Origin of the sequence: Microbacterium paraoxydans, assembly GCF_020524545.1 — a bacterium.
GTDB classification, from domain to species: domain Bacteria; phylum Actinomycetota; class Actinomycetes; order Actinomycetales; family Microbacteriaceae; genus Microbacterium; species Microbacterium paraoxydans_C.
This window is the reverse complement of the sequence record NZ_JAIVLG010000006.1, coordinates 342983-365863: the sequence shown is the minus strand read 5'-3', so window position 1 is coordinate 365863 and position 22881 is coordinate 342983. Positions and strand designations below refer to the sequence as shown.

The following is a 22881-nucleotide window of genomic DNA, read 5'->3' as shown; positions in this document are numbered from 1 at the left end:
TTCGGAACACCCGCAGGACATGCGGGTGTTCCGTCATGCCCGTAGCCCGCGAGGTGATCCTCGGCGACGGAGCGTCGTCCGTCCTGCGCCGGCGTCAGCACCTGAGAAGATCTCCTCATGGCCCGCGTCGTCGCCCTCTACCGTCACCCGATCAAAGGGTTCACCCCCGAGCGTCGCGACGCCCTCACGGTGCAAGCCGACGGCCGGATCGCCGGAGACCGCGTGCTGGCTTTCCGGTTCGCGGATGCCGCCACGCCGGAAGACCGTGACGGCCTGGACTACTGGCCCAAAGCCAAGGGGCTCGCGCTCCAGGACTTCCCCGCCCTCGCCACCCTGCACACCGGATACGACGACGAGACGCGGCGCCTCCGCATCGAACACGCCGGCACGATGCTCGTCGAGGCAGGACTCGACGACGACGGCCGCCGCGAGCTGACCGCAGCCGTGACCGAGTTCGTCCTGGCGACCCCTGAGGGCCGCGGCCTCCGGCGGCCTGGTCGCCTCCCGCTCGCGCTCGTCGGCGACGGGGAGACGTCGCGCTTCCAGGACCGCCCGCGCGGCTACGTATCCGTGCACGGCCGCGGCAGCATCGACGCGCTGGGGGAAGCCCTCGAGATGACCGTCGACGACCGACGCTTCCGCTCCAACGTGGTGATCGAGGACGCTGCGCCCTGGAGCGAACTGGAATGGACCGGGGAGGTGCACATCGGCGACGTCGCCTTCCTCGCGGCCGGACCCATCGTGCGGTGCCTCGCGACCCACGCGAACCCGGACACCGGCGAGCGGGATGCCAAGGTGCTCACGACCCTCACAGGAGCCTTCGCTCAGCAGGAGCCGACCCTCGGACGCCTGCTCCTCCCCGGCTGGCTGCCCTCGGAGCACGACCGGCCCAGGGGCGGTGGCGTGATCCGCGTCGGCGATGAGGTCCACGCGGAGTGAGCACGATCCACGGTCACGTCTGACCGGGATGTCAGCGCTCCCTTTCAAACCTCGCACTTCGCTATTGTTGTAGCCATGCCAGGCTTGTGAGCGCAAACATTTTCTGATTTGATGAGCTTGTGATCGACGACGCCGCAGCGTCATCCCCGGCCCAGGGCGGTCCGCAGGAACATGACCTCGAAGAGGAGAACAGCATGGCAATCACCCCTCGCTTCACCCGCACCGCCGCGATCGTCGCGGTCGGCGCGGTGTCGGCCTTCGGCCTCGCAGCGTGCTCATCCGGCGATTCCGGTGACAGCAGCGCCGGCGGCGACCCCATCACCATCGAGTACCTGCACCGCCTCCCCGACGGCGAAGGGATGACCCCCACGTCGGAGATCGTCGAGCGCTGGAACGCCGAGCACCCCGACATCCAGGTGAAGGCGACGAAGTTCGATGGCAAGTCCAGCGACATGATCCTCAAGCTCGAGACCGACGTGAAAGCCGGCAACGGACCCTGCCTCGCCCAGACGGGCTACTCCGAGGTGCCGCAGCTGTTCGTCAAGGGCCTGCTGCAGGACGTCGCCGCCGAGGCGCAGAAGTACGAAGACGACTTCTCGGCGGGAGCCTTCAGCGGTATGAAGGTCGGCGACGCCATCGTCGGTCTCCCGCAGGACACCGGCCCCCTCGTGTACTTCTACAACGAGGCCGAGTTCCAGGCGCTCGGGCTCGATGCGCCGAAGACGCTCGACGACCTCACCGCCGACTCCGCCGCGGCGACGGCCGCCGGCAAGTACGTGACCGCGTTCACGCCGGATGAGGCGCAGAACTGGCTCGCCGCCCAGTCGGCCGCGGCCGGGGACACCTGGTTCACCACCACCGGCGACGAGTGGAAGGTCGACGCCGAGGGCGACGGCTCCGCGCGTGTGGCCGCGTTCTGGCAGGGGCTGCTCGACAGCAAGCAGACGCTCGCGACGGAGCGGTGGGGCGAAGGCTTCACGGCCGCGCTCAACGACGGCAGTCTCATCGGCCATGTCGGAGCCGCGTGGGAGGCCGGGTTCCTCCTCGACTCGCTCGACGGCACCCCGGCCGAAGGACAGTGGCGCGTGGCGCAGCTGCCCGACTTCGGCGCCGGCGCCATGAGCGGCCCCGACGGCGGCTCCGGTGTCTCCGTGATGAAGGGGTGCGAGCACCCCGCCGAGGCCATGCAGTTCAACGCCTGGTTCAACACGCAGGTCGACGACCTCGCCTCCCAGGGCCTCGTCGTCGCGGCGAAGGGCGACGTGGAGACCCCGGAGAAGATGCTGCGCCAGTTCGGCGGTCAGGACGTCCTGGCCGAACTCGGCACGGCGACCGAGAACCTGAACCCCGACTTCCCCTACGCGCCGGGCTTCTCGACGCTGTCGAAGATGAACGAGACCGCCGCGGCCGCTGTCGCCGGCACCGCGACGGTGGCCGACATCTTCACCACGGCGCAGGACACCGCCGTGGCCTCGCTGAAGGATCTCGGCCTCCCGGTCGCGGAGTGATCGGGCGAGAAGGCATCATCGGATGATCGACGGCGGAGTGCACGCGCAATCGTGCACTCCGCCGTCGTCGTGAGATCGAGAGGCGACACCATGGTCACAGTGACCGAAACGCGAGACGCGGCAGGGGGGTCCACGCCGCGCATCCCCGCGGATCCCACCCGCCGACGACTGTTCGGCACCCGACGCGAGGGGCTGACGGGGTGGCTGTTCATGACCCCGTTCGCCGTGCTCTTCGTGCTGGTCTTCCTGGTACCGATCATCGTGTCGATCCGATCGTCGTTCTTCGCGCAGGTACCGGCGGGAGGCGGCCTCTACGGGGGCGGGGAACTCGTCGACACGTTCGTCGGCCTCGAGAACTTCGTCACCGCAGCGACCAACGGCGCCTTCTGGACGGGCATGGGGCGCGTGGTCCTCTATGCCGCTCTGCAGATCCCCGTGATGATCCTGCTGGCACTCGGCCTCGCCCTGCTGCTCGACTCCTTCATCGTACGCCGCCCCACGCTCTTCCGGCTCTCCTTCTTCCTCCCGTACGCGGTCCCCGGCATCATCGCGGCGATGATGTGGCTCTACCTCTATACGCCCGAAGTCTCGCCCTTCCTGCCGTTCCTCCCGGAGGGCACCGACTTCATGGCACCGGGCACGATCCTGTTCTCGATGGCGAACATGACGACCTGGACCTACACGGGCTACAACATGCTGATCTTCCTGTCGGCGCTGCAGGCCGTTCCGCGCGACCTCTACGAAGCGGCCCGCCTCGACGGCGCCTCCGGCTTCCAGATCTCGATGCGCATCAAAGTACCGCTGGTGCGCGGGGCCGCCCTCCTCGCGGTGCTGCTGTCGATCATCGGCACGATCCAGCTGTTCAACGAGCCGGTCGTGCTCCAGGCCGCGAACTCGTGGATGGGCAAGGACTTCACACCGATGATGCTCACCTACAACACGATGATGGGCGAGATCTCGCCGTCCGGCAGCGGTCCGGCATCCGCCTACTCCTTGCTCATGGCTCTGATCGCGGGTGTGCTCGCGATCGTGTACGCGCTGCTCCAGCGCCGGAAGGGCGACGCATGACCACCACGCGCCTCCTCACCACGGCCACGTCTCCCCGACGACGCCCCCGCCGACCGCGCGACGCGGATGCACCGCCGGCGTCGATCGCTCCCACTCCCGTCGCACGCGCATTCGGGATCACGGCCCTCGTCGTCGCGACGCTGTACTTCCTCGTCCCGGTGTACTGGCTCATCGTCGCATCGACGAAAAACAACACCGACCTCACCTCCACCTTCGGCTTCTGGTTCGCCGACGGCAACCTCACAGCCAACTACAGCAGCCTCATGGACTGGACCCAGGGCCTCTTCTGGCGCTGGGTCGGCAACTCCCTGCTGTATTCGGTGAGCGCCGGTGTGATCGGCACACTGTTCGCCGTGATGGCCGGCTACGCGATCGCGAAGTTCGCGTTCCCCGGCAAGCGCCTCGCCGTCGGGGTCATCATGGCCGGGCTCCTGCTGCCAGTCGCGCTGCTGACCGTGCCGCTCTACATCGAATTCCAGGCCCTCGGACTGACCAACACCGTCTGGGCGATCATCATCCCCTCGGCGGTCTCGCCGTTCGGCGTCTTCCTCGGCATGGTCTACGCGCAGTCGTCGGTGCCGACCGAACTCCTGGAGGCCGCCCGCATCGACGGCGCGGGCGAGGCCCGGATCTTCTTCACGATCGTGCTGCGTCTGCTGGGACCCGCGATGGTGACGATCTTCCTGTTCATCTTCGTAGCCACGTGGAACAACTTCCTGCTGCCGCTGATGATGATCTCGAGCCAGGATCTGAAGCCCGTGACACTCGGCCTGTACGGCATGGTCAGCTACTTCGCGCCCGACAAGGGCGCCGTCATGCTCGGAGCTCTGCTCGGGGTCATCCCGCTCGTGCTGCTGTTCTTCGCCCTGCAGAAGTACTGGCGCTCCGGGCTCGCCGCCGGCGCCGTGAAGGGCTGATCCGGTCAGCCGGACATGACGGGCACCTCGACGGTGCAGTGACCGGAGGCTGCGCGCGCCAGCCTTCGGTCATGCGTGAGCAGCGTGCACCCGAACACGCTCGCGAGCGCGACATAGGCCGCATCGTGGGCCGTCACGTTCCGGCGCAGCGCCAGCATGTGCGGGATGAGCGGCAGCGTGGGGTGCACATCGACGCGCAGCCGTGCGAGGTCGACTGCTGCGGCCTCGAGCGCGCCATCGGTGAGTACGCCTCCTCGGTTCAATCCGCGCAGTGCGGACGCGACCTCGACAGACAGCAGGTCGGGCGCGAGCAGCGCTTCCTCGGTCAGGCGTCGGTGAAGCGCAGAACTCGAACCGACGTTGCAGAGGAGGTCGACCACGACGGAGGCATCGACCACGATCATCGATCTGCTCGCCCCTCCCGGATCGCCGCGACGATGGCCTCCGGCGGGATTCCCGGTGAGAGTGGTCGCTCCGCGAGAGCGGCCAGGAGTTCCGGCACGGTGGGGCGGGACGCGATGAGCGCCAGCTCAGACGTCAGGTACTGCTGCAGTGATTGCCCGCGTGACTCCGCGCGTGCAGCGAGGACCGAGTGGATGGTCGGGTCGAGGTCACGGATCAGCACGTTGGGCATGCTTACAGTATGCATGCACTCCTCTCGTTCGGCTGCGGGGACATCCTGATCCCCAGGCTGCGCTCGCCGCGCGGCGCCAGAGAGCGGCGGCCGGGGAGTCGGCAGAACCCGATGTCGTCCGCCGCCGTGCAGGACGCTTCTTCGTGCACACAGACGACCGGCCCGGAGAGGAATCCTCCGGGCCGGTCGCGTATCCACGGGTCGGTCAGCTGTGGCGGCGCCTGCGCAGCCACAGGGCCAGGCCCAGGCCGATCGCCGCGAGGGCCGCGAACGCCGCACCCGCCCAGATCGCCCCGTCCGCGCCGGTCGTGGCGAGGTCGCCGCCGCTTCCGGCTGCCGCGGTGACCGTGAGGTCACCCCGCGCCAGCTCGACACCCTGCGCATCGGTAGCGACGAGCGCATGCGCTCCGGCCGGTGTCGCCGCGGGAATCGTGACAGTGGCGACGGCATCACCGGCGGCCGAGATCGTCACCTCACCGATGCGGACCGGTTCGGAGTGCAGCCACAGCTGCACCAGCGCGTCGGGATCGAACCCACTCAACTGCACGGTCAGGCTCGCGCCGGCGACGACCGATCCGATGGAGGCGGTGACCGTCGCCTTCCCCGGTTTCGCCTTCTTGACCTTCAACGCAGCGCTGGCGAGCTCCGCATCGACCGCGTCCCGCACGATCACCCGGTGCGTGCCCACCGAGGCGTTCGCCGGGATCAGCAGCTGCGTCGTCAGCTCGCCCTTCGCATCGACGGTGGCATCGGTCAGCCTGACGTCGTCGAGCCAGACCGACACCGTGGACTCCGGAGCGAAGCCCGTGAGGGCGATGCCGACCGTCTCTCCGGCCCGCACCGAGTCGGCGTCGAGACCGAGCTTCGGATCGGTCACCGGATTGCAGCCGCTCAGATCGTCGTCCGGACGCGTCTCGGGAGCATGACCGCTCTGCGGGGTCGACGAACCGTACACAGCCATCTCGGCGACGGCCGCGAACTGCGTGCCCGAGATCGACGACGTGGCGGTCACGCGGATGTAGCGTGCCGTGGTCTCGGCGAAGTCCACATCCTGCCACTCGGCGACGTTCTGCCACTCGCCCGAGGCGACGGGCGTGTACGTCTGCCCGTCGGTCGAGACCGCGATGTCGTAGCCCTTGATCGGACCGTTCTGATTGGCACCGCGACGCAGGTAAGAGATGCCGTCCACCTGCTCGGCAGCACCAAGATCGAAGGTCAGCACGTGCGGGTACGAAGTCGCCGCGGAGCTCCACCGACTGTGCCAGAACGTGCCCGCATTCCCGTCGAGCATGTTCACGGCCGCGCCGTCCTCTCCGGATGTCTCCTCGGAGCTCGCCGTCGCGGAGATCTGCGCGTTGGGGATGCGGGCCCGCGAGGACACCGACACCTCCTGCGTCGTCGTGACCGTGCGCACGTCGCAGTCCGCGAGGTACGTCGCCTCGATCCCGATGCCGACGGTCGCGCCCGCGGCTTCCGCCGGCGCGGTGATCAGCCACGTGGTGTCGACGCTGTCCCCGGGCTCCACCTTCGAGATCACGTTCGACGAGCCGTCGGCGACCTCGACCGTGTATCCCTCCGGCACCTCGAGCTGCATGCCGATGTTCTCGACGGCGAGGGACTCGCTGTTGGTGAAGGTGGTCGTGAACGCGGTCTGCGCACCAGGGCTCAGGATGCCCGCCTCCGCCGACACGGTCGCACACGGGGTGCCGCCGGTCGTCGGGCCGAGGTCGGTGACCGTGAAGTCGTCCAGGACGAAGTCCACGTCCGGTCCCCCGACGCGCTCGAGTCCGACCCACGTGTAGTCACCGCACCCGACGATCACGTCCTGGGAGAACTCCGCCGTCTCCAGCGCCTGCGTGATCCCGGTGCGGCTGAGCGTGGTCGAGGTGACCTCGCCGCCCGCGACCGCGTCCGTGCCGGTGAGCCAGCGGTACGCACCGCTCGCGCCGACCTGGTAGTCGAAGCCGATCCGGTAGGAATGCCCCGCCTGCAGCGGGACGAGCGTCGGATCGGTGCGGTAGACGACCCCGCTGTTCTCGGAGTGCGACATCAGCGAGTGGGAGCCGGTGAGCGTCGTGTCCACCGCGAGCCCCGCGAGCGCGCCCGCGTCGAACGGCCTGGCGGTGTTACGCCACTCGCTGCTCGTGTACGGATCATGTCGGCGCGAGATGCTCGTGCGCGGATCGTCGATGCCGTTGGCATCGCCCTTCACGAACGGGCCCCAGCCGGCCTCGTTGCCCTCGAAGTCGTTCGAGTACACCGTGCCCGCAGCGAACGGTGCGGTGGTGTCGAGCGAGACGCGGGCATTGTCGATCCGCACCTTCGCGTCGCCCGCGGCGGCGCTGACGGACACGGTGACTTCACCGGACGCCGGAGCCAGGAACGACGTCGACCCGCGCTGATAGTACTGACCGGCCTTGGAGTCGGCGCGCATGTAGTTGTACGTCGGCGAGAGGTTCCACGTGCGGGTCACGGCACCCGATCCGGTGTCGACCGAGACGCTCACGTCGCGGGTAGCCGTCGGATCGATCTGCACCTGCGCCGAGAAGGCGTAGCGCTCACCGGGAGTGAGCCCGGTCACGGTCTGCGAGATCGACGAGGCGGCCGCACCGAGCACGGCGACGTTGTCACCCCGGGACTCGTTCTTCGCGCCGCCGAGATCGGTGCGCTCGATCGACACATCCCCCCGGGGGTTCCAGACGTCGAGCGAGCCGGAGTTGAACCCCGGGTCATCGAGACCGGCGTCGTGGTACTCGACGGCTGCGCGCTGAGCACCACCCTGCGGCACCACGACGTAGGCCGTGCCCTCGTCGCCGCTGAGCGTGAGCTCACCGTCCCTCGCATTCACCGTGCCGACCTCGACGCGCCCCTGGTCCCCGAGCTCGAACACGTCGAAGGCGGTATTGCCCTGGAACGCTTCGGTGAGGCCGAAGGTCTTCTCGCCTCCCGACGCCGAGTAGAAGTACATCTTGTCGGCGTCGACCGGAGAGCCGGCCTCCTCGTTCGAGGACAGCGACTGCCAGGGGAGCAGGTAGGAGTCGCCCCGCAGCACCGTGGCGCCGTCCATCGTGATGACCCTGGTGCTGCCGTCCATGCGGACGGCGACGTCGTCGGTCAGCGTCGCCTCGGTACCCGCCTCATACGTGAGCAGGTCGAAGTGCTGGAGGAACTTGGTCGGCAGGCTCTGGGTCCAGATGTTGTCGACGAAGCCGTCCCAATTGCGGTTGCCGACCCAGCCCTCGGCGTCGACGAGCCGCTGCTGTCCGAGCAGTGCGTCGTTGTTCCAGACGTCGGCCTGTCCATTCTGGATGAAGCGCACCATCGTGGAGTTGATGCCCTTGTTGGTGACCCCGCCGTAGCTGAGGTCGTTCGGCCAGTGCGACCAGACCGTGCTGTCGACGAACTTGTCGCCCCACTCGGTCGCGACCTCGAGGCCCATGCCGTTGAGCTCGTCCGCGAGTTCCTCGGCGACCCACCCGTTCGAGTAGTACACGTCGATGTAGACGCCGCTGAGACCGGGGACCTCGTCACGCAGCTGCTGGAAGCGGTCGAGCACCCGCCCGCTGCCCAGGTCGGTCTGCTGGTTGATGTAGTACGACTGGTCGAGCCAGTTCCAGCCCGGCTTGTACGGGGCCGTACCGTCGAGGATCGCGGAATCGAAGGCGTTCGCCTGCGGGTAGATCTCGGTGGCGTTGACGTGCACGCTCATGTCGGCGTTGAGCTTCGCGCCCTCGGCGACGAGGTCGTTCAGGTCGGAGAGCCCGCCTGCCCGCTCGTTGTAGTTTCCGCCGTAGTCGGTGTTCGCCGAGTCGTGGCCTTCACTGCCGTACCCCTTGTTGAGCACCCACTGGCCGAGACCGTCGGTCTGGTTCGCGATGCGCTTGGTGTTGTCCAGGACCAGGTCGAAGTAGTTCGTCGCACTGGAGGCGAAGTTGAACGGGATGCGGCTGACCACACGCTCGGCGACCCGATCGGCGCCGAGACGGGGCGTGTCGACCTCGCGGTAGCGGATCGCGCCGTCCTGCCAGTCGACCTTCGCGTCGCCGTTGCGGTCCGTCGCGAGGAGCACCGTGACCCTCGGAAGGGCGTAGGTGGTCACGCGGCTGTCCACGGCCGTGGTCGGGTGGATGAGCCACGCACTGGAGCCGATCTCGGCCGTGCGCCCCGCCGTCTCGGTGATGCGCGTGGTCAGGCGCGTGTTCCACGACGCCGTCCCCCCGGACGCCTGGGTCGTCGCGTTGGTGATCACGCTGCCGATGAGCGCGCCGTTGCCGAGGAAGGCGAAGGCCGCGCCCTTCTGACCGGTCGCCGTCGTGGCGTTCACCGCGATGTGCTCGTCGGCGTTCTTGGTGCTGTCGGGGCTGATCACCGTGCGGTCGAGCACCGAGCCGGCATCGGCAGCACTCGCGGAGAGGAACGCGTTGTCCGGCAGCCCGAGCGTGGTCACGGTCGCGGATCCTTCGACCGCGGTGACCTCGAACTCCACGGTTCCGTCTTCCGCGACGCGGATGGTGCTGCGCACGGTGACGTCGACGCCGATGAGCTTCGAGACGTAGTCGACTCCGGTGGCGGACGGCGTCGAGGTGGTCTCCGACGCGTAGCTCGTGCCGTTCACCGACCAGGTCTTGGCTGAGGTGCGCTGGCCGGCGATGCTCTCACTTCCCAGGCGATACTGCGTGATGCGGGGGAACTCGGTCGACACGACCGCCGTGGTGCCGCCGTCGGCGATCTCGACGGTCTCGTCCGTGTCCGGGACCTCCGGCTCGGTGACGATCGGCGGCAGCTCTTCGTCGGAGAGGACCTCGATCTCGCCCGCTCCGCCGCCGGTGGTCCCCTGCGCGTCGATCACGAGCAGGGCCACGTACCGGCCGTCTTCCGCGGCGTCCAGTGTGATGCGCTGCTTCTCGTCGTTCGCGGTCGGCTCGTGCAGCACCGCCGCTCCCGAGGCGGCGCCCCATCCGCCGTCGGCAGGCGAGTTGCGTGCGACATCGGGATCGTCGGTGACGTAGACCTCGACCGTCTTCGCCGCCACGGCCTGTCCCCGCTTGACCGAATAGTCGAGGGCCTTCACCGAGAGGGAACGCTGCAGGTCGACGACGATCCAGTGCGGGAACGGCGCGTTCGCGGTGTAGCGCGAGGTCCACTGCGTCGCGAAATCGCCGTCGAAGGCGCCGAGAGCGGTGCCGTCGAGCGAGGGTGGTGCCGGGTAGGGATCCGACTCGCTCGACACCGCGTGCAGACGGTAGTCGGCCTTCGGAACCGGGATCAGATCGGCGGCCTGCGCGGCCGGCGCCTGGGTGAGCACGCCGCCGAACGCAAGCGCCGTCGCCAGCAGGGAGCTGAGGGCGACGGCAGCGCGGGGCGGTCGGGAAGCTTTCGACACGTCTTGCCTCTCGGTCGGAGCGACGTCCGGGTGCACAGGCGCCCCGGTGCGCCGCAGATGGTCATCGACGAGCCTCATCGATGTTTGCGCTATCACTGTAGACGCGCCAGTGCCCTAATATCAAGCATTCGATGATCACAAGCGCAAACATTGGCGGTAAGTCGCCTCGCGCAGACGAGCAGAGCCGCCCCACACGCTCGGTGCAGGACGGCTCTCACGGGTTCCGGGTCAGGAGCCGATGAACTCCTCGGTCTCCCCGAACGAGGGCTCCTCGCGGATCTCGACGGCCGCCCCGAGGCCATCGGTGTCGAGCACGACGATCTCGTTGCGTCCGGCTCTCCACAACGGCGCCGGCGCGTAGAGCGTCTCCTGTGGACCGACCTTCCAGTACCTGCCGAGGAGGAAGCCGTTCAGCCAGACCATCCCCTTCGATCCGCCGGGGAAGGCGAGCCACGCGTCGAGCGGCTCGGCGACCTCGACCGAGGCGACGGCGACGCCATCGGCCCCTTCAGGCGCAGAGGCGGCGGGGAGGACCGGCACCTCCTGCGGAACCACACGATGCGTCCAGCCGTTGACGAGCCGACGGCCGATCATCACACCGCGCATGATGCCCTTGCCCTCGCCGGTGTAGGGCCCGTAGTTGATGCGTCCGAGACTCTCGACGAGGATCGTGAGCCGTCCGGCGCCTCCGTCGGCGGGCAGTGCGAGTGAGGTCTCGCCGTCCCGCTCGAGCACGCCGAGGCGCCGCCCGTCGAGGAGCACCACGGCACGGTCGTGCAGCCCGTCGATCGTGAGCGTCGCATCGACGGGGAACGACACGTCCGCCTCATAGGCGACCAGGCCGTCTTCGGCGCCGAGTTCCTCGAACGTGCGCGGTCGCGGAGACCTGCCGCCGGTCGACGGAAGCGAAGCGATCAGCCCGAGCAGGGTTTCGCGCGGCTCGAGCGGCGCGGACGCCGCGCTCTGCCGCCGCGGCTCGCCGGGGATCGGGGGGAGTTCACCCGCATGGAACGGCGCGAACAGCGCCCGGAGCGCATGGAACTTCTCGGTGAGCGTTCCGCCTTCGCCGATCGGTGCATCCGAGTCGTAGCTGGTGACGGTCGGCTGCAGCACCTGATCGTGGTTGGCCCCGTTCCAGAGGCCGAAGTTGGTGCCACCGTGCGCCATGTAGAGGCTCACGGATCCGCCGGCATCGAGCAGTTCCTCGATCGTCCCTCCGGCGCTCGCGGCGGAGCGCACGTGATGCCGCTCCCCCCAGTGGTCGAACCAGCCGCCCCACAACTCGCTGCACATGAGCGCGTCACCCTCGCGACGCAGCTCCACGGCCCTCGCCACCCCGGTGCCGAACGTGAAGGTCGCGAGCGCTCCCGGGACGCTGCCGTGCTCGATCATGTCACCCGTGATGCCGTCGGCAGTGGTGAGCATCTCGACCATTCCGCGGCGACGGAGCCCGTCTCGCAGGTGCACGAGGTAGTCGTCGTCGCTGCCGAACGAGCCGTACTCGTTCTCGATCTGGATCGCGACGATCGGTCCACCGTGCGAGGCCTGGAGGGGAACGAGACGCGGGATCAGCCGGTCGTACCAGGCATCGACCGCAGCGAGGAAGGCAGCCTCACTGGTCCGCAGCGCGGCGACCCGCCCCGACAGCCAGGAGGGGATCCCACCGTTGGACCACTCGGCGCAGATGTACGGGCTGGGGCGGAGGAAGACATCCAGACCGACCTCGCCGGCCAGGCGGATGAAGCGCTCGAGGTCACGCCAGCCGTCGAAGCGTACGTCGCCCTCGACGCGCTCATGGAAGTTCCAGGCGACATAGGTGTCGACCGTGTTCGCGCCCATCGCCGCGAGTCGGCGCAGGCGGTCCTCCCACAGATCCGGGTGCACCCGGAAGTAATGGATCGAGCCCGCGAGGATGCGGTGCGCGACACCATCCCGGAGGATCTCCCCGTCGCGCCAGGACAGGGTGGGCACGCCTATCGGCGACGCGGTGGCCGAGGCGTCGACGACAGCGGAGGAGCCATCGAGAGCCGAGGCGAGAAGGTCAGACATAGCGCTCCAAGCACGAGTGTTTGCGTTCACATTATCGCATCACCCAATACGCCGCCTCCTGGATTTACGCCGATTGATCGCTACCATTGAGCACATGTCACCTCGCCGCCCGAGAGACGACCGCGCCCCGAGCCAGGTCGACGTCGCCCAGCTCGCCGGAGTCTCCACACAGACCGTCTCCCGCGTGATGTCGGGGCAGGACAACGTGCGCCCCGACACCGCGCGGCGCGTGCTGGCGGCGGTCGAGGAGCTGGGCTACCGCGTGCACGCCGCCGCCGCCTCCCTCGCCTCCGGTCGCACCCGCGTGCTGGGCGTGATCGTGGTCTCGACGGATCGGTACTCGTCTGCGGCGCTCGGTGTCGGCATCCAGCAGGCGGCCGCGGCGAACGGGTACACGGTCTCGACGGCGGCCGTGGCGGACCACGCCTCGGCCGAGGCGTTCCTCGAGGCCTTCGACCGGCTGGAGCGACAAGGCGCCGAGGGCATCATCCTCGGCGTGCCGGTCGAGCTCGAGAGTCCGGCGATGCGCACGCGCACCGAGCGCACCCCCGCGACCCGGAGCGAGCGCACCTCCCTGGACGAGGACGCCCCGCTCGCGGTCGACCAGCGCGCCATCGCCCGCCTCGCCGTCGAGCACCTCCTCGACCTCGGGCACAAGACCGTGTGGCATGTCTCCGGCGACGACTACTGGACCGAGACCCAGCAGCGCAGCGAGGCCTGGGAGCAGACGCTCCGTGATCGGGGCATCGTGCCACCACCGCTGATCCCCGCCGACTGGACGCCCGAATCCGGCTACCGCGCCGGACGCACGATCGCGGCCATCCCCGAGGCGACGGCCGTGTTCGTCAGCAGCGACGAGATGGCGTTCGGTCTGATCCGCGCCCTGCACGAGGCCGGTCGCAGCGTGCCGGAGGACGTCTCGGTGGTCAGCGTGGACGACATCGCTCTGGCCGCCTACGCCTCCCCCGCACTCACGACCGTCCGTCAGCCCTTCGAGGCGATGGGCCGTGCCGCTGCTCTCCGGGTCATCGCACAGATCGAGGGGCACGAGGCGGTCGGCGAGATGCCGTCCACCGACCCGCAGCTCATCGTGCGCTCATCGACGGCACCACCTCGCTCGATGCGCTGACGCTCACCCCCTGCCCTGGCTCCCAGAGCCGCGCAGCCTGAAGGAGATCTCTCCGTCCGCGCAACCTGAAGGAGATCTCTCCGTCCGCGCAACCTGAAGGAGATCTCACGGAACGAAGGAGCGTACCGAGGGCGGTCTCCTTCGTTACGTGCGATCTCCTTGACGCCGTGAGACACCGTCACCACCGCGGCCGGCCGCCGACGCGCTCACCAGCGGCCGTGCCGGCGCTCCCACTCGTCCTCGACCGTGCGGCGACGACCCGCGACGATGCCGGCGGGGATCGCGACGACGAGCACACCAGCGATGACGAGGAGCGGAATCTGCCATCCCGCGGTCGTCTCGTGGAGTAGCCCGATCAGCAGCGGGAAGACCGCGGCGATCGCATAGCCGATGCTCTGCACGAACCCGCTCAGCGCCACCGCGCTCTCCGGCGTACGGGCACGGATGCTGAGCAGGACCAGGCTCAGCGGGAACATGATGGCCGTGAGACCGAAGATGCTCACCCACAGCGGAAGCGCCACCGTGGGGATGAGCAGGAGCCCGGTGAGGCCGACCAGGCCCCCGGCGACGGCTACGAAGAAGAGCGGACGCGTCGCCTGGAATCGGACCACCAGGATCGGTACGAGCAAGGAACAGGGCAGGCCGATCAATGCGAACAGGGAGAGCAGGAAGCCCGCCGTCGCCGGGGTGACCCCGCCGATGTCGACGAGCATGGTCGGCATCCACGCGAACGAGACGTACGCCATGGTCGACGACGCCCCGAACACGAGCGCGAGCGACCAGGCGAGCGGCAGTCGCCACAGGCGGGCGAAGTGCCTGCGGCTCGCCGGCGTGGTCGAGATCGGTCCGGTCGAGGCGGCCACCGCATCCTGCACATCGTCGACGCCGTCGGTGGGATCGGGGACGAGGAGCTCCGTCTTCACCTGGTCGCCGACGCGAGGCCGTTTTCCCAGCAGCAGTGCGACCCAGGGCACGAGCGCGATCCCGGCGACGATGCCCCACATGCCGAGCGACACCCGCCACCCGAGCGAATCGGCGACCGGAACCGCGACGAGCGGCGGCAGGAAGGTCGACACCGCCATCGTGGTCGAGTAGATCGTCATCATGCTCCCGAGGCGGTCGGGGAAGTACTTCTTCACCAGCGGGGGAAGCAGCACGTTGCCCGAACCAACCCCCGCGAACACGACCGCGGTCGCCGCGAGCAGGGTCATCGAATCGATCGCGAGACCGCGCAGCAGCAGGCCCGAAGCCATCAGCGTGATCGCGGCGACCGCCATCCGCTCCAGGCCGAAGCGCCGCTCGAACAACGGCGTGAGCAGCCCGAAGATCGCGAAGCAGACCGGAGGAGCGGCACCGATCAACCCGATGATCACCGGCGAGACGGGGAAGTCCTCGGCGACGTGGTCGATCACCGGTGACAAGGAGGCGACCGCCGAGCGCAGCGAGAACGCCACCAGGACGATCCCGACGAGTGCGAGAGCCCGACCCTGCCAGAGCGGTCGAGCGCTCGGCATCGTCATGAGGTCTGCGACCCCTCCACCCAGGCCAGGTATTCGTCGGACACCGTGCCGGTCACGTACCGCCCGTCGAAGCAGCTCAGATCGAGATCGGTGAGGGCCGACCCTTCGATGATCGCCGCTTTGAGGTCGTCGACCTCCTGATAGACGAGGTGGTCGCAGCCGAGTTCCTCGGCGATCTCGGGGATCGTCCGCCCGTGGGCGATGAGCTCGTGGCGCGAGGGCATGTTGATGCCGTAGACGTGCGGGTGCCGCACGGGAGGCGCCGCGGAGGCGAAGGTGACCGAGGCGGCACCGGCATCCCGCGCCATCTGGATGATCTCCTTGGACGTGGTCCCGCGCACGATCGAGTCGTCGATCAGCAGCACGTTCTTGCCCTGGAACTCGGTGGACATGGCGTTGAGCTTCTGACGCACGCTCTTCTTGCGCACCGCCTGCCCGGGCATGATGAAGGTGCGGCCGACATAGCGGTTCTTGTAGAAGCCCTCACGGTACTCGATGCCGAGCTTGCGGGCGACCTCCATGGCGGCGGGGCGAGAGGAGTCGGGGATCGGCATGACCACGTCGATCTTGTCCATCGGAACGTGCGTGGCGATGGTGTCGGCGAGACGGTCGCCCATGCGCAGACGCGACTCGTAGACGGAGATGCCGTTCATGACCGAGTCGGGGCGCGCGAGGTAGACGTACTCGAAAGCGCACGGCGCGAGCGTCGTGGCCGGGGCGCACTGCTTGGAGAACAGTTCGCCGTCGTTGGTGATGAAGACGGCCTCGCCGGGCTCGACCTCACGGACGACGTCGTAGTCTCCGTTCTCGAGCACGAGCGACTCGCTAGCCACGACCCACTCGTCCTTCCCCTCGGCACCGGGGACCGTCGACGGACGGCGCCCCAGGATCAGCGGGCGGATGCCGAACGGGTCGCGGAACCCGAGCAGACCGTACCCGGCGATCACGGCGATCACGGCGTAGGCGCCTTCGATGCGCTCGTGCGTGCGGGCGACGGCCTCGAAGACGCGCTCGGGGTCGAGGTCGACGGCCGAGGTCGTGTTCTGCAGCTCGCCGGCGAGCACGTTGAGCAGCAGCTCGGTGTCGCTCGACGAGTTCAGGTGACGGCGGTCGCGCTTGGCCATGTCGGCCGTGAGCTCGCGGGTGTTGGTGAGGTTGCCGTTGTGGATGAGGATGATGCCGTACGGCGCGTTCACGTAGAACGGCTGCATCTCCTCTTCGTTGGACGCTGTCCCCTTGGTCGCGTAGCGCACGTGGCCGAGGCCGACGTTGCCGAGCAGCGCGCGCATGTCGCGGGTGCGAAACGCCTCACGGACCATGCCCTGCGCCTTGGCGTTGTGCATCACGCCGTTCGCCTCGGCGGTGGCGATGCCTGTCGCATCCTGGCCGCGGTGCTGCAGCAACAGGAGTGCGTCGTAGATGTCCTGATTGACCGGGGCAGAGCCCACCATTCCGACGATGCCGCACATGGGCTCTTACTTCGCTCCGTCCGCGTAGGCGCCGACCAGGCGCACCGCTCCACCGTCGACGCCCTTGGCGCCCAGGGCCCACTCGCCCGGAGTCTCGGCGCGGCGCGGCAGCGACGCGGTGAGGGGGCGAGGGGAATCGAATTCGCCGGTCGGACGCGGACCGAAGCCCACGGTCCCGACCTGCCACGAGGGCATGCCCTCGGCGTTCAGCGCCGCGATCGCGGCGTCCTTCTTGTCGGCGGCGACCACGGCGAGGAAGCCGATGCCGAGGTTCCAGGTGCCCTCGGCCGACTCCAGCGTGGTGCCGGCGATGTCGCTGAGTACCCGGAAGACCGGGCTGGGCGACCAGCTGCTGCGGTCGACCTCGACCCAGCTGCCCTGCGGGAGCACACGGGCGAGATTCGCCGCGATGCCGCCGCCGGTGACATGGCTGAGCGAGTGGACTCCGCCGCCGAGCTGCTCGATCAGGCGCAGCAGGGGAAGCGTGTACAGGCGGGTCGGCTCGAGGAGCACCTCACCCCAGGTGGCGCCGAAGTCGGCGGCGTTGTCGCCGTAACCGATCCCCGCACGGGTCACGATGTGGCGGACGAGCGAGTAGCCGTTGGAGTGGAGCCCGCTGGAGGCGACCGCGATCACGGCATCGCCGTCCTGTACGAGCTCCGCACCGAGGATCGCGTCGGCCTCGACCACGCCGGTCGCCGCCCCGGCCACGTCGTAGTCGCGCGCTCCCAGAAGGCCGGGGTGCTCGGCCGTCTCGCCACCGACCAGCGCGGTACCGGTGGCCGAGCACGCCTCGGCGATGCCGCGCACGATGTCGGCGATGCGCTCGGGGACGACCTTGCCACACGCGATGTAGTCGGTCATGAAGAGCGGCTTCGCCCCCACCACGACGATGTCGTCGACGACCATCCCGACCAGATCCTGGCCGATCGTGTCGTGCTTGTCGATCGCCTGGGCGATCGCGACCTTCGTGCCGACGCCGTCGGTGCTGGTCGCGAGCAGCGGGCGACGGAAATCGCGCAGCGCACTGGCATCGAACAGGCCGGCGAATCCGCCGACACCGCCGAGCACTTCGGGGCCGTGCGTCGCGCGCACGGACGACTTCATCAGCTCGACGGCGAGATCGCCTGCAGCGGTGTCGACGCCGGCTTCGGAATAGGGATTGGTGGGGGAGGCAGCCACACCTCCAGCCTACCGCCCGCAGGGGGTTCGACTCTCCGCCCGGATCACTCTCGGATCCGGACGGCCGACCCGCCTACGATGGGGCCATGTCCGACAAGCCGCAGTGGCTCATCCGCGAAGACGCGAGCGTTCCGGTGCTCGTCGCGCTCGCGCTGCGGCAGAGCCTCGGGATCCGCGCGCCGGAGGGCCTCCCGACACTCCGCGAGCTCGCCGTCCGGGCACCGGATGCGGTCGACGCTTCGTCGACGGTCGAGACGCAATGGCGCGAGTACTGGGACATGACGGTCGAGCCCCGCGCGCACCCCTCCGACGTGCCGCTCGAACTCATCGACGGCTTCGACACCCTGGTGGCTCTGCCGGCCACCGGCGCCGAAGAGCTGACCTCGGCGATCGCCCCGCACGCGGCATCCGCCCTTCGCTACGCGCGCGCCGCCCACGATCGATACGTGAGCTCGATGAAGAGCCACACCGGCGGCGATGCCTACCGGGCCTATGCGAGTGCGATCGCGGAGTTCGAGCGCGATATCGGGCGACGGGCGCATTCGTTCGAGCTGAACGTGCAGGTGCTGCCGTTCTCGCAACGCGGAATCTGGTGGATCGGAGCCCTCACGGTCGCGGTCACCGACGGTCTACGCCGTGACGTCGTGGCGTTCGACGCCGCCATCCGTCCGGTGATCGCCGAACTGGCGTAGCGTCATTCGTCGTCGTCGACGACGGTCTCGCGGTCGACCCGCACCACGCGGTCGTGTCTCCGGGCCGCGCGCTCCAAGATCAGTGCGAGGACGCCGCCCAGCGCGATGCCGATCGGCACCGTCCACAGCAGGAGGAACCCGAAGACCTGTCCGGGCGGGTAGACGACATCGAGCGCCTGCGAAGGCTCGAAGCTGCCCGCCCAGGTGAGGATGCCGGCGACGATGATGCCGAGCACGACGCCGATGCCCATGAACACGCCGTACCGCGGCACGCGGCGCACGGTCGCCTCGACGGTCTGGTGGGAATCGGTGGGGGCCATGACTCCATTGTCCCACCGACGACGGATGCCGTGCACCGGAGTTCACGCGACATCGGTTTCGAGTGCGCATCGGTCGGACGATCGCACGGATGCAGGAAGCGTCCGCCCGACTGATCCTGCATCCGTGGGGTCTTCCGACATCCGTACGCGGCAGGAGACGGAGAACGGCCCTCCCCACACATCCGTCGGGGACGGCCGTTCTCTGCCTCGACTCAGACCTCGGTCGTCGTCTCGGCGGTCTCGTCGTTGCGGTTGCGGCGAGCGATCAGCACACCGCCGGTCGCGGCGAGCGCCACGACCACCAGGCCGCCGACGATCCACGGCCACACCGGCGCACCCTCCGCGTCGGCAGGCTCGGTCACCGCGGTGACGGTAGCCGCGGCCTCGGAGTCGACGTCCGTCTCCTCCGCCGCGACGCCGCAGTCCGGGTTCACCGGGATCACAGCCGTGACCGGATCCAGCGCCTCGCCCGCGGCATAGGTGCCGAACGCGGCAGCCCCCGCCTCGGTCAGCGTGGTCGGCACGGCATCGAGTGGGAGCACGCCGTCGACGATCGCCGCGTCAGCGAGAGTGAACTCCGCGAGGCGGACGCCCTGCTGGTCGATGCTCTCGCCGCCCTGCGTGGTGCCGGTCACGTCGAAGACGAGGTATCCCTTGTCTCCGGCGAGCTCGACGCCGGCATTCCCGAGAGTCGTGTCCAGCGCGCCGTCGTGCCCGGTGAATCGGATGCTCCCTCCGTACGAGACGAGACCGGTCATGGCCTCGTCGTCGAACGACCCGGTGCCGTTCTGCCACACGAAGTCCGGGTACTGGTACGCCACGTCGGTGAGCGTCCAGCCGCCCTTCGCGATGCCCTCGATGTACGTGCGGAAGGACGCCTTGTAGCCCCACTTGAGCGTGGCGCCCTCGACCGTGCAGGCGCCGAACACCGTGGTCGCCCTGGAGAGTGTGAACGTGAGACCGCGGTCGACGGATCCCTGGAACGTGAGCGTGTGCGCTCCGTCTTCGAGCCCGGCCGGCAGCGTGCCCGACCAGGTCGCGACACCGTTCGCGTCGGCGGTCACCGTGTCGACCAGCACGGGCGTCGAGTACACGACGACCTTGATGTCCTGCTCGTTCGGCTGGAAGCCGGATGCCGTGACCACGGCCGATCTGCCCGAAGACAACGCGGCGAGGTTCTCCTCGTCGACATCGATGCCCTCGGATGCCGGAGGTGTGGCCGGCAGGGTGGTCTTGGCCTTCACGGCCGCTGCGGCGACGGTCCCCGTCGTTCCGGACGGCGCTGCAGCCACCGAGCCGATCGTGAACGTGACCGGGTTCAGCGCGGTCGAGTACCCCGCGAGGACCGTGTCCCGTCCGGCCGCCGTGAGTACGGCGGGAGCCCCGGTGTACGTCACGGCACCATCAGCCGTGGTGCGGGCGGCACGCGACAGGTCGAGCGTCGCGAACGGCACCCGGGCGCCACCGCTGGTGACGTAGAGCGTCGCCGCCGTTGCCGAGGTGATCCGGATCTGCGGGTTCGAGACCGTCACATCGAGCACACCGTGGTGCCCGGTGAATCGCACCGATCCGCGGTAGATGACACTGCCCAGACCCGTTCCCCGGTCGTAGTCGCCGCCGACTGTCTGGCCGAACTGGAACTGGCCGCCAGAGCGGGTCGCCCCGTCGGAGACCGTGATGGATCCCTGCGCGATGTCACCCGTGACGTAATTCACGAAGGAAGAGGAGATCGCCCAGCGAAGGGATCCACCGGGAACGCTCGCCGGTGGCGTGCTGGGCTTCGTGGGCTTCGGAGGCACGACCGTCTCGAACAGCGCATTCCACTGCTCGGGTGTGATCGCCACCGTCGAACGTGCGTAGATCGTGTCCGACGTGGGCATCGTGTGCTGCTTCCACACGATCACCTCGTACGACTTCGTGCGGTCGAGGTTCTTCGCGGCCGTCGTGAGGTCGACCGCGAACGCGCCGTACGTGATCTCCGTCACGTACTTCATCGCGAGGAATCCACCAGAGGCGGTGACGTCGGCCTCCCTGCCCTTCTCGATCAGCGCGGCGTACGCGCCGGTGGCGGTGCCCAGACGCGTGGCCGCGGCCGTGACGGTCAGCCCGTCCTGCGCGGTCGCGGTCTTGACCGCGGTGGTCAGGCTCACCCCGGTGCCGTAGTTGAGCGCGACGCTCTTCTCCTGCGCGGCGTTGGTGACACCACCGGCAGCGTAGGTGTAGACCCCGTACGAGCCGGGCGTCGCCGCGGCATCCTTCAGCGTCAGCGTCGCCTCGAACGTGCCGTCGGCCGCGATGTCGACCCACTGTGCACGGATCGCGCCCTGATACTGCGACGGCACCTGATCCAGCACACCCTCGGCGAGTGCCCACACCTGGGCTGCGACGGAGCGATTCGAGGAGGAGGCCCCGGTGGACGGCTTCCAGTCGGCCGCGAAGTTGCCGAAGACGACGTAGGTGCCCTGCGGGAGCGTGTTCGGGATCGGAACGCCGCGCCCGCCGACGTTGGCCTCGGGGTCGTAGCCGGAACCCTTGACGACGATCTTGTCGCCCGCAGTGAGTGCGGCGCCCTCGGCGGGCGTCGTGCCGTCGGCGAGGAACACTTCGATCGACGGCGTGAACGGAGCGGGAGTCAGCGCCTCCCACTGCGCATCGCTGATCGCGACGGCGGCGCGGGCGTAGATCGTGTCGGCGGTGGGCATCGTGTGCTGCTTCCACACGATCACCTCGTACGACTTCGCACGGTCGAGGTCATCGGCTGCCGCGGTCAGGTCGACGGTGAACGCACCTCCCTCGATGCCGCGCACGTACTGCATCGCGAGGAATCCACCACCGGCGGTGACCTCCGCCTCGGTTCCCGCCTCGATCAGCGCGACGTACGCGCCGGTGGCGGTGCCGAGCTTCGACGCCTCCGCCTCGACCGCGAGCCCGTCCTTCGCGCTCGCGTTCTTCACCGTGGCGGTGAGGCTCGCGGTCTCGGCGTAGTTCAGGTCGATGCCGCGCTCCTGATCGACGTTGACCACGCCGCCGGCCGCATAGGTGTAGACGCCGTACGAGCCCGGAGTCGCCGCCGCATCCTTCAGCGTCAGCGTCGCCTCGAACGTGCCGTCGGCCGCGATGTCGACCCACTGCGCGCGGATCGCGCCCTGATACTGCGAGGGCACCTGGTTCAGCACGCCCTCCGAGAGCGCCCACACCTGCGTACCCACCGAGCGGGTCGACGAAGGGGCACCGGTGGACGGCTTCCAGTCCGCGGCGAAGTTGCCGAACACCACGTACGTGCCCTGCGGGAGCGTGTTCGGGATCGGGACGCCGCGCCCGCCGACGTTACCGGCCGGGTCGTAGCCCGTGCCCCTCACGACGATCCGGTCGCCGGCCTCGAGTCCGGTGTCACCCGCCGGCGTGGTGCCGTCTGCCAGGAACACCTCGATCGCGGCGTCGGTCGGCGGTGTCGTGCCGGGGTCGGTTCCCGGGTCCGTACCGGGATCGGTCCCCGGGTCCGTACCGGGGTCGGTCCCCGGGTCCGTGCCGGGGTCGGTCCCCGTGTCCGTACCGGGATCGGTACCGGGATCGGTCCCCGGGTCCGTGGGCACGGCGCCGAACACGGCGTCCCACTGCCCCGCGGAGATCGCGACGTCACCGCGTCCGTAGATCGTCGTCTCGTCCGGATTCGAGTGCTTCTGCCACACGAGCACCTCGTACGACTTCGTCCGATCAAGCGAGCCTGCCGACGCCTCGAGCGTGAACGTGCTCGCCCCTCCGGCGACGACGGGCATCACGAACGCGGCGTACCCGCCTGCGCCGCTGAGACCGCCTTCCGTGCCGGTCACGATCAGGGCCGCGTAGGCGCCCGCGACATCCGGCAGCCCGTCGGCCTGCACCTGGACGCTCACCCCCGACGCGTCTGCCGACGCGACGGTCGCGGTGATCGTGGCGCCGGCGGCATGCGCGGGCGGGACGATCACCGCGCCAGCGGCGACGAGGAGGAAGGAGACGAAAGCGGCGAGCAGCACGCGTATGCGGGCGCTCCCTGAGGATGCTGTGGCTATGGCGTTCACGATTCTCCACGGC

Annotated in this window: 15 protein-coding genes; 6 read left to right on the top strand and 9 right to left on the bottom strand. The window is 69.0% G+C overall.

The genetic code is table 11. The features are described from left to right. Positions 1–117: 117 nt before the first annotated feature. From LC041_RS14355 to LC041_RS14340, 4 genes are all read left to right on the top strand, one after another. Complete coding sequence (locus LC041_RS14355; protein WP_226533773.1) at positions 118–939, top strand: MOSC domain-containing protein; 822 nt, start codon at positions 118–120, stop codon at positions 937–939. 194 nt (positions 940–1133) lie between these two features. After that, entirely contained in the window at positions 1134–2447 is a 1314-nt protein-coding gene (locus tag LC041_RS14350; RefSeq protein WP_226533772.1) for an ABC transporter substrate-binding protein, read from the top strand. Positions 2448–2537: 90 nt separating this feature from the next. Then, positions 2538–3515: a carbohydrate ABC transporter permease gene (locus LC041_RS14345; RefSeq protein WP_226533771.1), complete on the top strand. Its 978-nt coding sequence runs from the start codon at positions 2538–2540 to the stop codon at positions 3513–3515. Beyond that, positions 3512–4432: a carbohydrate ABC transporter permease gene (locus LC041_RS14340; protein ID WP_226533770.1), complete on the top strand. Its 921-nt coding sequence runs from the start codon at positions 3512–3514 to the stop codon at positions 4430–4432. Before LC041_RS14345 ends, LC041_RS14340 begins: the two co-directional genes overlap by 4 nt. Before the next feature lie 5 nt (positions 4433–4437). Here the strand turns inward: LC041_RS14340 and LC041_RS14335 are convergent, their stop codons facing one another. The 4 genes from LC041_RS14335 to LC041_RS14320 form a co-directional block, all read right to left on the bottom strand. Next, on the bottom strand, positions 4438–4836 hold the full coding sequence (locus tag LC041_RS14335; protein ID WP_226533769.1) for a type II toxin-antitoxin system VapC family toxin: 399 nt from the start codon (positions 4834–4836) through the stop codon (positions 4438–4440). Further along, the gene (locus tag LC041_RS14330; RefSeq protein ID WP_226533768.1) at positions 4833–5066 is read right to left on the bottom strand and encodes a FitA-like ribbon-helix-helix domain-containing protein; all 234 of its coding nucleotides are present in this window, start codon (positions 5064–5066) and stop codon (positions 4833–4835) included. Before LC041_RS14330 ends, LC041_RS14335 begins: the two co-directional genes overlap by 4 nt. 205 nt (positions 5067–5271) lie before the next feature. Then, entirely contained in the window at positions 5272–10449 is a 5178-nt protein-coding gene (locus LC041_RS14325; protein ID WP_226533767.1) for an endo-alpha-N-acetylgalactosaminidase family protein, read from the bottom strand. Positions 10450–10677: 228 nt separating this feature from the next. Next, positions 10678–12498 (bottom strand): glycoside hydrolase family 35 protein, encoded by a 1821-nt coding sequence (locus LC041_RS14320; protein ID WP_226533766.1) that lies wholly within the window; start codon positions 12496–12498, stop codon positions 10678–10680. Between the two features lie 94 nt (positions 12499–12592). Here LC041_RS14320 and LC041_RS14315 point away from each other — a divergent pair, with 94 nt between their 5' ends. Next, entirely contained in the window at positions 12593–13627 is a 1035-nt protein-coding gene (locus LC041_RS14315) for a LacI family DNA-binding transcriptional regulator (protein WP_226533765.1), read from the top strand. A gap of 206 nt (positions 13628–13833) precedes the next feature. Here LC041_RS14315 and LC041_RS14310 read toward each other — a convergent pair whose 3' ends face one another. The 3 genes from LC041_RS14310 to purM are packed head-to-tail and all read right to left on the bottom strand — an operon-like array spanning position 13834 to position 17798. Next, positions 13834–15147 carry an MFS transporter gene (locus tag LC041_RS14310; RefSeq protein WP_226533764.1) on the bottom strand — a complete coding sequence of 438 codons (1314 nt, stop codon included), beginning with the start codon at positions 15145–15147 and terminating at the stop codon, positions 13834–13836. Continuing rightward, complete coding sequence (purF, locus tag LC041_RS14305; RefSeq protein WP_226533763.1) at positions 15144–16616, bottom strand: amidophosphoribosyltransferase; 1473 nt, start codon at positions 16614–16616, stop codon at positions 15144–15146. The genes LC041_RS14310 and purF overlap by 4 nt, the downstream gene beginning before the upstream one ends. A 6-nt stretch (positions 16617–16622) precedes the next feature. Beyond that, positions 16623–17798: a phosphoribosylformylglycinamidine cyclo-ligase gene (gene purM / locus LC041_RS14300; protein WP_226533762.1), complete on the bottom strand. Its 1176-nt coding sequence runs from the start codon at positions 17796–17798 to the stop codon at positions 16623–16625. Between the two features lie 86 nt (positions 17799–17884). On the opposite strand from purM, the gene LC041_RS14295 reads away from it, so the two are divergent. After that, on the top strand, positions 17885–18490 hold the full coding sequence (locus LC041_RS14295; RefSeq protein ID WP_226533761.1) for a zinc-binding alcohol dehydrogenase: 606 nt from the start codon (positions 17885–17887) through the stop codon (positions 18488–18490). A gap of 2 nt (positions 18491–18492) precedes the next feature. Here LC041_RS14295 and LC041_RS14290 read toward each other — a convergent pair whose 3' ends face one another. Beyond that, positions 18493–18810, bottom strand: coding sequence for a potassium transporter Trk (locus LC041_RS14290; RefSeq protein ID WP_226533760.1), 318 nt, complete (start codon positions 18808–18810; stop codon positions 18493–18495). A gap of 212 nt (positions 18811–19022) precedes the next feature. After that, positions 19023–22868 carry an HtaA domain-containing protein gene (locus LC041_RS17395; RefSeq protein ID WP_226533759.1) on the bottom strand — a complete coding sequence of 1282 codons (3846 nt, stop codon included), beginning with the start codon at positions 22866–22868 and terminating at the stop codon, positions 19023–19025. Between the last annotated feature and the right edge of the window lie 13 nt (positions 22869–22881).